Source organism: Mycobacterium sp. (assembly GCF_032159565.1).
In the GTDB taxonomy this organism is placed as follows: domain Bacteria; phylum Actinomycetota; class Actinomycetes; order Mycobacteriales; family Mycobacteriaceae; genus Mycobacterium.
Genome location: NZ_JAVHWR010000208.1, coordinates 1 through 14,388, shown reverse-complemented (window position 1 = coordinate 14,388; position 14,388 = coordinate 1). Strand labels below are relative to the sequence as shown.

Below are 14,388 nucleotides of genomic sequence, written 5' to 3'. Positions count from 1 at the left end.
ATGGACAGCTCGGACTTCGACGCCCTCCTGCTGCTGTCCTTCGGCGGGCCGGAGGCGCCGGAGCACGTGATGCCGTTCCTGGAGAACGTCACTCGCGGCCGCGGCATCCCGCGGGAGCGGCTCTCCGCGGTCGCCGAGCACTACCTTCATTTCGGTGGTGCCTCACCGATCAACGGCATCAACCGCGCGTTGATCGAGCAGTTGGAGGCCGAACTGGCCGACCGCGGCCTCGGGCTGCCGGTGTACTTCGGGAACCGCAACTGGGAACCCTACGTCGAGGATGCGGTTACCGCGATGCGCGACAACGGCGTTCGTCGCGCGGCTGTCTTCACGACGTCGGCGTGGGGTGGCTATTCCAGTTGCACCCAGTACAACGAGGACATCGCTCGTGGTCGCCAAGCGGCCGGAGAGCGCGCTCCTCAACTGGTCAAGCTTCGCCAGTATTACGACCATCCGCTGTTCGTCGAGATCTTCGCCGAGGCTATCGGCGATGCGGCACAGGCGCTGCCCGCCGAACTCCGCGCGGACGCCCGGCTGGTGTTCACCGCCCACTCCATTCCGCTTGCGGCCCGATCCCGCTGCGGCGACGACCTTTACGCCCGCCAGGTGGCCTACGCATCGCACCTCGTCGCGGCCGAGGCGGGCTATGCCGACTACGACCAGGTGTGGCAGTCGCGGTCGGGTCCGCCACAGGTGCCGTGGCTGGAACCCGACGTGGGGGACCATCTGTCCGCCCTGGCCGACGCGGGCACCAAGGCGGTCATCGTCTGCCCGATCGGTTTCGTCGCCGACCACATCGAGGTGGTGTGGGACCTGGACAACGAGCTGCGCCGGCAGGCGGACGAACTCGGGCTGGCGTTGGCCCGCGCGGCCACACCCAATGCCGACCGCCGCTTCGCGCGCCTCGCGATCGACCTGATCGACGAGCTGCGAGAGGGCAGCGACCCGTCCCGCAGCGAAAGTCCGCCAGGCGTCGAACCCCCTCCGCTGTACGGCTTCTCGGTCGACGGCGCACTGTGCACCCCTGAGTGCGGAAAGTCCTAGCCCCAGGCGGAGTGCAGGATCGCGCCGACGGCCGCCAGCCGGGCCGAACGCACCACCGCGGAAAGCGGTCGCAACGCTTCGTTGGCGCTCTGCGCCTCCGATGAGCTTTGCAGGCCGATGGGCATCAAGCCGGAACTGACCGTGACGATGGCGTCGATGTGCGCGGCGTTCTCCAGCACCCGCAATGCGCGCGACGGGGCGTGGTCGGGTGCGCGATGCTGACCCGTCGACTCCATCACCTGCTCGACCAGCCTGCGCGGGTCGGCGACGTCCATGCCGCCGGCCTCTGCGCGGATGGCGCCCAGAGCGTCGGCTGCCGACCGAACCGCCGACCGCAGTGCGAATTCCGCCTCACCGAGGTCGATGTGCTCAGGGATCGGCGCGGCGGGAAGCGAATACACCGTCCAGTTCAGGCCGGACAGCTCGGCGTCATCTGAGTCGTCGTAGGGTTCGGTGTCGTCGTACTCGAAATCGGGCACGATGCCGATCGTCTGCGACGACGAACCCGAGTTGATGACGATGGCCTCGCCGGCCGTCACCGCGTCACGCTGAAACTGGGTCCCCGCCGGCAGCCCCCGGACGTCGCCCGGCACGGGGAGGACGACGGACATCGCGGGTCCGCCGGTGGCCCCTGCCGCGGTCCGCAGCGTCTGCAGCAGTGACATCGTTCCGGAGTGGTTCACATCGGGCCAGGGCAGGCCAGTGCTTTCGGCGGCAACGGCGTCATAGGCGGTCACCGAATGCCTTGGCGCCCATTGCGATAGCGCATCAAGGACGTCATCGGGCGCGGCGGCGCCTGCGAGCCAGGCATTGGCCCACACCGAAAACGAAACACTGGGGCACCACATAATGCTCGCAGTGTAATAGTTCGCAGCTGATGGGGCGGACCACGCGTTAGGCTTTCGGCATGCCCGTTGCGCTGATCTGGCTAATCGCCGCGCTGGCCCTTGCCGGGGCCGAAGCGCTCACCGGCGACCTGTTCCTGCTGATGCTCGGCGGCGGTGCACTGGCGGCCGCCGGGTCGGGCCTTGTCTTCGACGATCTGTGGGTGCATGGCGCGGTCTTCGCGGTGGTATCGGTGCTGCTGCTGGTGATGGTCCGCCCGGCCCTGCGCCGCCATTTCATGTCGGGCACGGGTCTGCTGGAGCCGGCAAAGGCCCTGGAGGGCAAGAGTGCGCTGGTGCTCGACCGCGTCGGGCGTCATGAAGGGCAAGTGAAACTCGATGGCGAAGTCTGGACGGCGCGGCCCTTCAACGACGACGATGTCTACGAACAGGGCGACCACGTGACCGTCATGCACATCGACGGCGCTACGGCGGTCGTCCACAAGGTCGTCTAGAGAAGCCTGGACAACTAGGGAAGGAACCCACAATGGACGGTGCCGTCGCCGGCCTGATCCTCGTTGGTGTGCTGGTCATATTCGCGGCCATCATCGTCGCCAAGTCGATCGCGATCATCCCGCAGGCCGAGGCCGCGGTGATCGAACGACTGGGCCGCTACACCAAGACCGTTTCGGGGCAGCTGACGCTGCTCGTGCCGTTCATCGACAAGATCCGTGCGCGCGTCGACCTGCGCGAGCGCGTGGTGTCATTCCCGCCACAGCCGGTGATCACCGAGGACAACCTGACGGTCAACATCGACACCGTCGTCTACTTCCAGGTCACCAACCCGCAGGCCGCGGTGTACCAGATCAGCAACTACATCGTCGGCGTCGAGCAGCTGACCACCACCACGCTGCGCAACGTTGTCGGCGGCATGACGCTGGAGCAGACCCTGACGTCGCGCGACAAGATCAACGGCCAGCTGCGCGGGGTGCTCGACGAGGCCACCGGCCGGTGGGGGCTACGGGTGGCGCGCGTCGAACTACGCAGCATCGACCCGCCGCCGTCGATCCAGGACTCGATGGAAAAGCAGATGCGGGCCGACCGCGAGAAGCGGGCCATGATCCTGACCGCCGAGGGCAGCCGGGAAGCCGCGATCAAGCAGGCCGAGGGCCAGAAACAAGCACAGATCCTGTCCGCCGAGGGCGCCAAGCAGGCGGCGATCCTGGCGGCGGAGGCCGATCGGCAATCCCGCATGCTGCGGGCCCAGGGTGAGCGTGCGGCGTCCTACCTGCAGGCTCAGGGCCAGGCGAAGGCGATCGAGAAGACGTTCGCCGCGATCAAGGCAGGCCGCCCGACACCGGAGATGCTGGCCTACCAGTATCTGCAGACCCTGCCGCAGATGGCCAAGGGCGAGGCGAACAAGGTCTGGCTGGTGCCCAGCGACTTCGGGTCCGCGCTGGAGGGCTTCACCAGGATGCTGGGTGCGCCAGGCGAGGACGGTGTCTTCCGGTACACACCGTCGCCTGTGGACGAAAACCTGCCCAAGCCCGAGGACGACTCAGCCGAGGTGGCCGAGTGGTTCAACACCCAGACGGATCCCGCGATCGCTCAGGCTGTCGCCAAGGCCGAGGCGGACGCGCGTTCGTCGTCGGGCATCAGCGCTATCCCTGCTGCACCGGAGGAGGATCCACTCCCGCCGATGCAGTACCCGCCGCTGTCACAGCAGCGGCAGGACGGTCCGCCGCAGTCGCCGGGGCGTCACAGCGGCTAGCCGGGCCGTCGCCCGAGGGATGATGCTGTGGGTAGGTGCGGATCTCGTAGATCAGGCCTGCCACACCGAGACTCGCGGTGAACAGCGAAACCAGGATCAACCAGGAGCTGATGTGGTTGGTCAGTGCGTCGCCGAGGATGACGACCGCGGCGGTGCCCGGCAGCAGTCCGACGAGTGTGGCCCAGGTGTATGGGCGCACCCTCACCGCCGATGCCCCGGCTGCGTAGTTGAGCACCGAGAACGGAACCGCGGGGATCAACCGCATCGACATGACCGTCGGCCAGCCGCGCTGGCGCAGCCGGGCGTCCAGGGACTTGATCCGCGGATGGGGCATGAGGCGGTCGAGCCGCCAGCCGGCGGCGCGGACCAGCAGCAGCGCCAGGAGCGCGCTGATCGTGCTGGCCACGACAGCGATGAGGATGCCGAGCCAGGGGCCGAACAGAAGGCCCGAGGCAAGCGTGAAAGCGGTGCGTGGGAACGGAAACACGGTGACGACGATGTGCGCCGCCAGGAAGGCGAACGGAAACCACGGCCCTAGCGATTCCGCCCAGTCCCGTAGCTGCAGGGCGCCCGGTCGCGGCACCAACAACAAGATTGCGACGAGGATCACAATCGTTGCCGTGATGGCGGCCAGCTGGCGCCTTGGGACCTGTTTGGCCGTCGAAATCACCGCACTGCACACCGCGGCGAGGGTGCTGACGACGGGCTTCACGTCTACCAAGACTACGGGTGCGTGCGGTGATGAAGCACCTCATGACGATACGAGTCGCCCGCCCGGCGCACGCTGGCCCGATGGTGATCATTTAGCCTGATGGACGTGCAGAATTCCGGCTTGCAGGAATCTCGACAGCAATGGCGCTCGGCCGTTGCGGGCGTGTTGGCGAAATCGACTCGGCGCGACCCGGCCGATCTGCCGCCAGAGCCCGAGGGCCTCTTGGATTCGCCGACCTACGAGGGCTTCCCGATCAGGGCGTTGTACACCAGCCTTGACGCCCTGCCGGAACCGCCGCTGCCCGGTGACTGGCCGTTCGTCCGCGGCGCAGACGCGCGGCGCGACGTCAAGTCCGGATGGAAGGTCGCAGAGGCGTTTCCAGTCCCCGGCCAGAAAGCCGTCACCGATGGCAACGGCGCCGTCTTGGTGGCCTTGACCGAGGGTGTCAGCGCGCTTGCGCTGCGGGTGGGCGCACCCGACGGCGTCCCGGCGGGCGAGCTGGACCGTCTGCTCGAGGGCGTGTTCCTCGATCTGGTGCCGCTGATCCTCGATCCGGGTGCAGACTTCGTGGCCGCCGCGGATGCGGTGCTGCCACAGCTGACCGATATGGACGACGAGCAGCGCGCCCGGCTGTCGATCGATCTGGGCGCCGACCCGCTCACCGCGCCGTTGAGCCGGCGGACCACCGCCGACATCGCCGAGGTGATCGCGATCGCACAGAAGGTCACCGGCTACGCCGGAGGCGTGCGGGCGATCACGGTGGACGGGCCGGCTCTGCACAACATCGGCGCCAGTGCGTCGTGGGAGCTGGCCGGTGCCGTCGCGGCAGGCGTCGCCTACTTGCGTCTGCTCGGCGAGGCCGGCCTCAGCGTGCCGGACTCGTTGCGGCAGATCAGCTTCCGGCTCGCCGCAGACGACGACCAGTTCATGACGATCGCCAAGATCCGCGCCTTGCGCCGGCTCTGGGCCAGGGTGGCCGAGGTGGTCGGCGGACCGGATGCCGGCGCCGCCCGCGTGCACGCGGTCACGTCGACGCCGATGATGGCGCAGCGCGACCCGTGGGTGAACATGCTGCGCACCACCGTCGCGGCCTTCGGCGCCGGTGTCGGCGGCGCGGACACCGTGCTGGTGCAGCCGTTCGACGCGGCGATCCCCGGTGGACTGCCCGGCACCGCAGCGAGTTTCGCCCGCCGCATCGCCCGCAACACGCAACTGCTGCTGCTGGAGGAGTCGCACCTCGGGCGGGTGCTCGACCCGGCGGGCGGCTCGTGGTTCGTCGAGGACTTGACCGAGCAGCTCGCGCAAAAGGCGTGGGAGCACTTCCAGCAGATCGAGGCGGAGGGCGGTTTCGCAGACGCCCGTGACTTCGTCGCCGCCCACATCGCCGATGTTCGCGACCGGCGCACCGACGACATCAACCACCGCCGCAAGGCCCTCACCGGTGTCAACGAGTACCCGAACCTCGACGAAGCGCCGCTGCCACATGGTGATTCGGTGAGCGCCGTCGCGCGATACGCCGCAGGTTTCGAGGCGTTGCGCGACCGCTCCGATGGATGGCTGGACAAGACGGGGTCGCGGCCGAAGGTGCTGTTGCTGCCGCTGGGGCCGCTGGCGGAGCACAACATCCGGGTGACGTTCGCAGCCAACCTGCTCGCCTCGGGCGGCATCGAGGCGGTCAATCCCGGTCCCGTCGACTCCGCGGGGGTGGCGGACGCCGTGTCGGCAGCGGGCGGCCCAGCCGTCGTGGTGATCTGCGGGACCGACGCCCGTTACCGCACCGAAGCCGCGGGGGCGGTCGAGGCCGCACGCAAGGCTGGGGTGTCGCGCGTCCTGCTGGCCGGACCCGACAACGCGGTCGCCGACGCCGACCACAAGCCCGACGACTACCTGACCGCCAAGATCGACGCGGTCGACGCCCTGTCGGATCTGCTCACTCGATTGGGGGCCTGACAATGACTGTCAATGACGTCGCCGGCCAAGCCGTTCCGGAAGCAACCGGAATCGGCAGCTTCGCCGACGTGCCTCTGCGCAGCGAGCGGGCCGCCGAGCCCGCTACCCACACCGCTGTCACCGCACACGTCGCCGCCGTTGCCGAGGCGCACGGCTATACGCCAGAGCAGCTCGACTGGTCCACCCCCGAGGCCATCGACGTCAAGCCGGTCTACATCGCCGCCGACCGGGACGACGCTGTGAAGGCGGGCTACCCGCTCGACACCTTCCCCGGTGCGCCGCCGTACCTGCGCGGCCCCTATCCGACGATGTACGTCAACCAGCCGTGGACCATCCGGCAGTACGCCGGCTTCTCCACCGCCGCGGAGTCCAACGCGTTTTACCGACGCAACCTGGCCGCCGGGCAGAAGGGTCTTTCGGTGGCGTTCGACCTGGCCACCCACCGCGGCTACGACTCCGACCACCCCCGCGTCGCCGGTGACGTCGGGATGGCCGGCGTGGCAATCGATTCCATCCTCGACATGCGGCAGCTGTTCGACGGAATCGACCTGTCCACCGTGTCGGTTTCGATGACGATGAACGGTGCGGTGCTGCCGATCCTCGCACTGTACGTGGTGGCCGCCGAGGAGCAGGGCGTGCCACCTGAGAAGTTGGCCGGGACCATCCAGAACGACATCCTCAAAGAGTTCATGGTCCGCAACACCTACATCTACCCGCCGAAGCCGTCGATGCGGATCATCTCCGACATCTTCGGCTACACCAGCGTGCGGATGCCGAAGTTCAACTCGATCTCCATCTCCGGCTACCACATCCAAGAGGCCGGTGCGACAGCGGATTTGGAGCTGGCGTACACGCTGGCCGACGGAGTCGAGTACATCAAGGCAGGTTTGGCCGCGGGCCTGTCCATCGACAAGTTCGCGCCGCGGCTGTCCTTCTTCTGGGGTATCGGGATGAACTTCTTCATGGAGGTCGCCAAACTGCGCGCCGGCCGCCTGCTGTGGAGCGAGCTGGTCGCCCAGTTCGAACCAGAGGATGCGAAATCGCTTTCGCTGCGCACGCATTCGCAGACGTCGGGTTGGTCGTTGACGGCGCAGGATCCGTTCAACAACGTCGCCCGCACATGCATCGAGGCGATGGCGGCGACGCAGGGCCACACGCAGTCGCTGCACACCAACGCGCTCGACGAGGCCCTGGCGCTGCCCACCGATTTCTCCGCCAGGATCGCGCGCAACACGCAGCTGCTGCTGCAACAGGAGTCCGGCACCATCCGGCCGATCGACCCATGGGGCGGTTCGTACTACGTGGAGTGGCTCACCCATCAGCTCACCGAGCGGGTGCGCGCCCATATCCGTGAGGTGAACGAGCACGGCGGCATGGCACAGGCCATCGACGACGGCATCCCCAAGATGCGCATCGAGGAGGCCGCCGCACGCACCCAGGCCCGCATCGACTCCGGCCAGCAGCCGGTGATCGGGGTGAACAAGTACCAGGTTGCCGCCGGCGATGGCACCGACCACGAAATCGAGGTGCTCAAGGTCGAGAACAGCCGGGTCCGCGCTGAGCAACTCGCCAAGCTCGAGAAGCTGCGCGCCGAGCGCGACCAGGCCATCGTCGATGCGGCGCTGGCCGACCTGACCAAGGCGGCCGACGGTGAGGGAAACCTGTTGGAGCTCGCAATCAACGCGTCACGCGCGAACGCCACCGTCGGCGAGATCTCCGATGCGTTGGAGCGAGTCTGGGGACGGCACCAGGCCGAGATCCGTACCATCGCCGGGGTCTACCGCGACGAAGTCTCTGGAGGAGGCGGAAACATCGGCGGAATGTCTCAAGCCACCGAGCTAGTCGAGAAGTTCGCCGAGGCCGACGGCCGACGGCCGCGAATCCTGGTGGCCAAGATGGGTCAGGACGGTCACGATCGCGGGCAGAAGGTCATCGCGACCGCGTTCGCCGACATCGGTTTCGACGTCGACGTCGGCTCACTGTTCTCGACGCCAGAAGAGGTGGCGCGTCAGGCCGCCGACAACGACGTGCACGTGGTGGGGGTGTCGTCCCTTGCCGCCGGACATCTGACGCTGGTGCCCGCGCTGCGCGACGCGCTGGCCGAAGTCGGGCGGCCCGACATCATGGTCGTGGTGGGCGGCGTGATTCCGCCCGGCGACTTCGACGAGCTGTACGCGGCGGGCGCGACCGCGATCTTCCCGCCCGGCACCGTGATTGCCGACGCCGCGATCGGCTTGTTGCACAAGCTGGCCGAGCGCTCGGGATACGACCTCGGCTAGATGGCCGACCGGATCGACGACCTCGCTGCCGCGATCAGGAATCGTGATCGCGCGGCCCTGCCGCGGGCGATCACGCTCGTCGAGTCGACCAGGGCCGATCACCGCGAGCAGGCGCAACAGCTGTTGATGGAGTTGATGCCCGAAGCAGGCGCTGCCATGCACGTCGGCATCACCGGCGTTCCCGGCGTGGGCAAGTCGACCACGATCGAGGCGCTCGGCATGTACCTCATCGGGCAGGGACATCGGGTGGCGGTGCTGGCCGTCGACCCGTCGTCGACGCGCACCGGCGGGTCGATACTCGGCGACAAAACCCGGATGCCGCGGCTGGCCGTGCACCCCGACGCCTACATCCGGCCGTCGCCCACATCCGGCACGCTGGGCGGCGTCGCCAGAGCCACCCGGGAAACCATCGTGTTGCTCGAGGCGGCAGGCTTCGACGTGATTCTGGTGGAAACCGTCGGCGTCGGGCAGTCCGAGGTGGCGGTCGCCAACATGGTGGACACGTTCGTGTTCATGACTCTCGCCCGTACCGGTGATCAGCTCCAGGGCATCAAGAAGGGTGTGCTGGAGCTTGCTGACATCGTCGTGGTGAACAAGGCCGATGGTAACCACGCCGCCGAGGCCAAGGCGGCCGCTCGCGACCTGACGGGTGCCATCCGGTTGATCTATCCGCGCGAAACACTCTGGCGCCCACCGGTTCTGACGATGAGCGCGTTGGAGGGCGCCGGGCTGACCGAGCTGTGGGACACCGTGCTCAAACACCGCGGGGTGCTCACCGACGCGGGGGAGTTCGACGCCCGTCGTAACTCCCAGCAGGTGGACTGGACGTGGTCGATGGTGCGCGACACCGTCTTGGACCGGGTGCTCAACAATCCCGCGGTGCGTGGTGTCCGCGCCGACGTGGAGCGCCGGGTCCGTGACGGCGAGTTGACGCCTGCCCTCGCCGCGCAGCAGATCCTCGACGCGGCGGAGAGCACGAAAGAGTAGGGAAACACCGGATATTTCTGCGGTCGAGCTGATGGATAGCGTCGACACGTGAATCGAGGTTCCATCAATTCTGTGTTCGCTGGGCTGGCGATCGCCGGCATGCTGCTGACCCCGGGGACCGCAAGCGCTCCGCTGCCCGGCGACAAGGACGCCGACGGTGTGTCCGATCAGGACGAGATCAACATCTATCACTCCCGACCCGAACATCCGCGACACCGACGGCGACCGACGGCAACGGGCTGTCGGACACCGACGAGTACTACACGTGGCACACGATGCTGTACCTCGGCGACACCGACCAGGACGGCTACACCGACAAGCAGGAGGTCGACGCGGGCACCAAGCGTCTCGACCATGCATCGCATCCGGGGGCGACCATCGACCAGGCTCCTCAAGGCCCACAGGCGAACCGATCCGACACCGACAACGACGGGCTGTTCAATGATGACGAGATCAACGTCTACGGCACGAACCCGAACAAGGCGGACACCGACGGCGACGGCCGTGACGACGGCCAGGAGGTCTTCGACAAGACCGACCCCAATAACCCTTCGACTGACCGGCAGCGATGATTGCTGTTCGGTGCAGCCTCGGCACCTCTGACATGGGAGGCGTTAACGGATCGGTAACGGTGCGTTTATTTGCCGGGGTTGCAGGTAAATTAGATGCATTGTGAGGCACTCTGACAGCCGGGAGCGCAGCGCGGCGCTTCCCCACGGTGTTCAAGGCGCGGCCGACCCGCACTTCTCCTGTGCGGTACGGGCCTTCAGCAGCATGTTTCCCGGTCCCCGTTACGGCGGAGGGGCGCTTTCGGTCTTTCTGGACGGCGAGCCTGTCGTCGATGTCTGGACCGGGTGGGCCGACCGGCGCGGCACCACGCACTGGTCCGCCGACACCGGCGCAATGGTTTTCTCCGCCACCAAGGGCATGGCCTCGACCGTCATCCACCGACTCGTCGATCGCGGCCTGATCGACTACGACGCCCCGATCGCCGAGTACTGGCCGGAGTTCGGCGCAAACGGCAAGGCGAAGATCACCGTTCGCGAGTTGATGCGGCACCGTGCCGGGCTGTCGCAACTCAACGGCGCGACCAAGGCCGATCTGATGGACCACCTCAAGATGGAGGAGCGGCTTGCGGCCGCGCCGGTCAACCGGGTTCTCTACGGCAAGGGTGCCTACCACGCGCTGACATACGGCTGGCTGATGTCCGGTCTGGCGAGGTCGGTCACCGGCATCGGCATGCGGCAGCTGATCCGGACCGAAGTCGCGGAGCCGCTTGGCACCGACGGTCTGCATCTGGGCCGCCCGCCCGCCGAGGCGCCGACGAAGCCGGCGCAGATCATCATTCCCCAGGGCACCATCAAGAACGCGGTATTCGGTGCACTGGTACCGAAGCTGGCGGCGCTGCAATGGTCCGGCGGCATCGGCGCGCTGTACTTTCCGGAGATGGTTTCCGTGGTGCAGGGTGATACCCCGTTCCTCGACGGCGAGATTCCCGCCGCCAACGGAACCGCGACCGCGCGGGGCCTGGCGAAGATGTACGCGCCGCTGGCATGCGGGGGCCGCGTCGACGGCAGGCAGTTCCTGTCGCCCGAGCTGACCGCAGGCCTGATGGGTGTGCCCAACCTGCGTCCGGACCGAAACATCGTGTTCCCCATGGCGTTTCATCTCGGCTACCACTCCATCCCGCTTGGCGGGTTGATGCCGGGGTTCGGCCACGCCGGTCTCGGCGGCTCCCTCGGGTGGGCCGACCCGAGCACCGGGATGTCCTTCGGCTATGTGCACAACCGGCTGCTGACGCCGTTCGTGGTGGCCGACCAGGCTGGCTTCGTCGCGACGGCGGCGTTCATTCGCCGGGGCGCGGCGGCGGCGCGCAGGCGGGGATACCGGCCGGTGCCTGCGTTCGGCGCGCCGTTCGCTACCGAGTCGCGACCAGTCGCCGGCTAGGAATTTACGCGCCTCTTTCCCGCTCGAGCTTTTCGGCCTCCTCGACGGCGGCCAGCGCTGAATGCCGGGCCCGCCGGCTGAGGTCGTCCGTTTGGCTCTGCAGCATGTCCATGGCCAACCTTGCATAGATCATCTGGCTGGTGATGGCCATCTGTCCGCGGCTGCGGCTCATGAACGTGATGAACCAGGTGATCAACGTGGTGAACCGGTTCTTGAAGCCGACCAGATACACCAGGTGCAGCGCCAGCCAAGCGAGCCAGGCGATGAATCCGCTGAATTCGAGCTTGCCGACTTTGGCCACGGCGCTGAACCTGGACACGGTCGCCATGCTGCCCTTGTCGAAGTACTTGAACGGGGCGCGGGTGGAGGGGTCGTCGTGGCCGGCCACCGAGTGCTTGATCAGTTTGGTCACATACTTGGCGCCTTGTATCGCGCCCTGCGCCATTCCCGGCACGCCGGGCACCGACATCAGATCGCCGACGACGAAGACGTTCGGGTGACCCTTCACGCTGAGGTCGGGCTCGACGATCACCCGGCCGGCGCGGTCGGTCTCGGTGCCGTCGGACTGCTCGGCGATCATCTTGCCGAGCGGGCTGGCCTGCACACCCGCCGACCACACCTTGCACGCGCATTCGATGCGGCGTTCAGTGCCGTCCTTGTCCTTCACCGCCACGCCCAGATAGTCGACGTCGGTCACCAGCGCGTTCAGCTGGATCTCGACGCCCATCTTCTCCAGCGTGCGCTGCGCCTTCGCGCCGAGCTTCGGACCCATCGGCGGCAATACGGCCCCGGCTCCCTCGACCAGGACGACCCGGCACTCGCTCGGCTTGATGGTGCGGAAAGCCCCTGCGAGTGTCCGCTCGGCGAGTTCGGCGATCTGACCGGCCAACTCCACGCCGGTCGGTCCGGCACCGACGACCACGAACGTCAGCCGCCGTTCACGCTCGGCGGGGTCGGTGGTCACCTCGGCGGCCTCGAACGCCCCGAGGATGCGCCCGCGGAGCTCAAGCGCGTCGTCGATCGTCTTCATGCCGGGCGCGAAGGTGGCGAACTGGTCGTTGCCGAAGTACGACTGCTGGGCGCCTGCGGCGACGATGAGGCTGTCGAAGTGCGTCACCGTGCTCATGGTCATCAGCTTCGACGTGACGATGTTCTCGGTGAGATCGATCGATTCGACATCTCCCAGAAGCACTTTGACGTTTTTCTGCTTCCGCAGAATGAGTCGCGTGGTCGGGGCGATCTCGCCCTCGGAGAGGATTCCGGTGGCCACCTGATAGAGCAGCGGCTGGAAGAGGTGACTGGTCGACTTGGAGACAAGGGTGACGTCGACGTCGCTTCTCTTCAGGGCCTGAGCTGCGGTCAGGCCACCGAAGCCGGACCCGATGACGACGACCCGGTGGCGCTTGCCGGACTCCGTGCGTTGTGTCTGTTCTGCTCCTCGCGTGCGCGGTGTCTGTTGCGCTCCTCGCGTGCGCGGTGTCATCGCGTTCGTCCCCCCTTCGGCGGCGACGCAACGATAACGCGTGCTGGGTGCGGCCGCCCGTCGTTGGCGAGGTGTTCGCCGGCGCTCATACAGCAGTTCGCCGCGGGATCAGACCTTCGTGAACCACTTCGTCTTGATCCGCCACGAATGGGCGGAGGCGAGCGCGAAACCCGCGCCGCACAGACAGGCGAACACCCATACCAGGGAGCTGCCCGCCGCCGTCTGCAACTGCGGCACATAAGCGGTGGTGATGCGCACGGCGCAGGCCAAGATGCCGAACACCGAGGAGGCCAGATAGAAGTTCGCGATCCGCCGCGACCGCGGGTCTTTCCGCAGCACCAGGGTGGCCCGGATGCCGTACCCCAGCAGGTAGATCAGGGTGCCGCAGAGCAGCAGCCAGTAGATGTTCAGCCAGAAGTCGGTCGGCACCGTGAAGAAGTCGGGAGCATAGATTCGCGCGCCGTTACCGATCGAGAAGGTCACCAGCAGCAGCGGGATGCACAGCGTGGCAGGCCGCTCGACGTACTGCTTGAACGACCGCTGCATGTCGTCGTCGTCGGCCAGTCTGCCCAGTGTGTTGTAGACGATCGCCGATGCGGCGACGATGTAGCAGTCATGGCCGAGGTAGTCCTCGAGGTTCCACTTCCCGGTGAGGGCATGCAGCCAATGCCCGACGGTTTCGGAGGCGAGCGGCGACATCAGCAGGACTGCCAAACCCTGAAGGGCGATATTGAGGGTGGCGGCAACCTCCCACCGGCACGTCCACGTCACACGCCGGATCCACAGGCTCCATCCGATGCACGTGATCGTGATCGCTAGAAGTGTTGCGAGAGCCATCCGTCTTGCCTTTGTGCTGAGTCAGTTTCAGCAAACTCTATAGCGGCGGGGCGTCCAGGCGAGGCTTCATTTCAGACAGCCTCTGCGGGCGTACGCGTCGCGTTTCCACGGTTGCCAGTGCCACGCCGGCAGACTCGAAGTAGATTTGCACCTCTTCATGGCTCATCAGCCCGAACCGAACCTGGAGGTCGGGATAGCTGAGACCGAACCGGTCGGCGACCCGGCGCAGCTCTTCGGCGTCGGGGTAGAACTCCTCCTTGATGCGCCGGTAGTACGTGCTGCTAGACACGCCGAGTGCGTCGTAGATGTCCTTCGCGTCGACGTCGCCGTCGAGGAGGTAGTCGAGCAAGGCCTTTAGCTGGCGGCCGTTCTCATCTGTACGTGGCACCGCCATACCTTATCGCGTTCTCCCGCAAATGGGCAGTGCCGGTCGGCCCTTGTAAACATTGCTGATATTGACGTAGGTGTCACAGTTTTGGGAGAGGTCTCCCAATCTTGGGACAACGCAGTTACTGTTAGTCCATGTTGATTGCAGAATTTGCCAGCTGCCCGCT

The 14,388-nt window shown here is 66.9% G+C and carries 13 protein-coding genes; 8 read left to right on the top strand and 5 right to left on the bottom strand.

Annotated elements, in window-relative coordinates; all coding sequences use genetic code 11:
• Complete coding sequence (locus QOC76_RS27945) at positions 1-1,044, top strand: ferrochelatase (RefSeq protein ID WP_526362639.1); 1,044 nt, start codon at positions 1-3, stop codon at positions 1,042-1,044.
• On the opposite strand, the gene QOC76_RS27940 is transcribed toward QOC76_RS27945, so the two are convergent.
• Positions 1,041-1,892, bottom strand: coding sequence for an Rv1486c family protein (locus tag QOC76_RS27940; RefSeq protein WP_526362637.1), 852 nt, complete (start codon positions 1,890-1,892; stop codon positions 1,041-1,043). The genes QOC76_RS27945 and QOC76_RS27940 overlap by 4 nt on opposite strands.
• A 59-nt stretch (positions 1,893-1,951) precedes the next feature.
• Here QOC76_RS27940 and QOC76_RS27935 point away from each other — a divergent pair, with 59 nt between their 5' ends.
• Together QOC76_RS27935 and QOC76_RS27930 are read left to right on the top strand one after the other, a co-directional pair.
• Positions 1,952-2,383 carry an NfeD family protein gene (locus QOC76_RS27935; RefSeq protein WP_526362635.1) on the top strand — a complete coding sequence of 144 codons (432 nt, stop codon included), beginning with the start codon at positions 1,952-1,954 and terminating at the stop codon, positions 2,381-2,383.
• Positions 2,384-2,415: 32 nt separating this feature from the next.
• A complete protein-coding gene (locus QOC76_RS27930; protein WP_526362633.1) occupies positions 2,416-3,639 on the top strand; it encodes an SPFH domain-containing protein in 1,224 nt (407 codons plus the stop codon).
• Here QOC76_RS27930 and QOC76_RS27925 read toward each other — a convergent pair.
• Positions 3,530-4,351 carry a TVP38/TMEM64 family protein gene (locus QOC76_RS27925; RefSeq protein WP_526362631.1) on the bottom strand — a complete coding sequence of 274 codons (822 nt, stop codon included), beginning with the start codon at positions 4,349-4,351 and terminating at the stop codon, positions 3,530-3,532. The genes QOC76_RS27930 and QOC76_RS27925 overlap by 110 nt on opposite strands.
• A 99-nt stretch (positions 4,352-4,450) precedes the next feature.
• Between QOC76_RS27925 and mutA the strand changes: the two genes are divergently transcribed.
• The 5 genes from mutA to lipL all read left to right on the top strand — a co-directional run bounded on the left by mutA (position 4,451) and on the right by lipL (position 11,514).
• A complete protein-coding gene (gene mutA / locus QOC76_RS27920; protein WP_526362629.1) occupies positions 4,451-6,301 on the top strand; it encodes a methylmalonyl-CoA mutase small subunit in 1,851 nt (616 codons plus the stop codon).
• Between the two features lie 2 nt (positions 6,302-6,303).
• Positions 6,304-8,580, top strand: a complete 2,277-nt coding sequence (scpA, locus tag QOC76_RS27915; protein ID WP_526362627.1) for a methylmalonyl-CoA mutase — start codon at positions 6,304-6,306, stop codon at positions 8,578-8,580.
• Entirely contained in the window at positions 8,581-9,567 is a 987-nt protein-coding gene (gene meaB, locus QOC76_RS27910; protein WP_526362625.1) for a methylmalonyl Co-A mutase-associated GTPase MeaB, read from the top strand.
• 275 nt (positions 9,568-9,842) lie between these two features.
• The gene (locus QOC76_RS27905; protein ID WP_526362623.1) at positions 9,843-10,139 is read left to right on the top strand and encodes a hypothetical protein; all 297 of its coding nucleotides are present in this window, start codon (positions 9,843-9,845) and stop codon (positions 10,137-10,139) included.
• Between the two features lie 100 nt (positions 10,140-10,239).
• Complete coding sequence (lipL, locus tag QOC76_RS27900) at positions 10,240-11,514, top strand: esterase/beta-lactamase LipL (RefSeq protein ID WP_526362621.1); 1,275 nt, start codon at positions 10,240-10,242, stop codon at positions 11,512-11,514.
• 4 nt (positions 11,515-11,518) lie between these two features.
• On the opposite strand, the gene ndhA is transcribed toward lipL, so the two are convergent.
• The 3 genes from ndhA to QOC76_RS27885 form a co-directional block, all read right to left on the bottom strand.
• A complete protein-coding gene (ndhA, locus tag QOC76_RS27895) occupies positions 11,519-12,997 on the bottom strand; it encodes a type II NADH:quinone oxidoreductase NdhA (RefSeq protein WP_526362619.1) in 1,479 nt (492 codons plus the stop codon).
• A gap of 108 nt (positions 12,998-13,105) precedes the next feature.
• Positions 13,106-13,834 carry a hypothetical protein gene (locus QOC76_RS27890; protein WP_526362617.1) on the bottom strand — a complete coding sequence of 243 codons (729 nt, stop codon included), beginning with the start codon at positions 13,832-13,834 and terminating at the stop codon, positions 13,106-13,108.
• 37 nt (positions 13,835-13,871) lie between these two features.
• Positions 13,872-14,228: a helix-turn-helix domain-containing protein gene (locus tag QOC76_RS27885; protein ID WP_526362615.1), complete on the bottom strand. Its 357-nt coding sequence runs from the start codon at positions 14,226-14,228 to the stop codon at positions 13,872-13,874.
• Between the last annotated feature and the right edge of the window lie 160 nt (positions 14,229-14,388).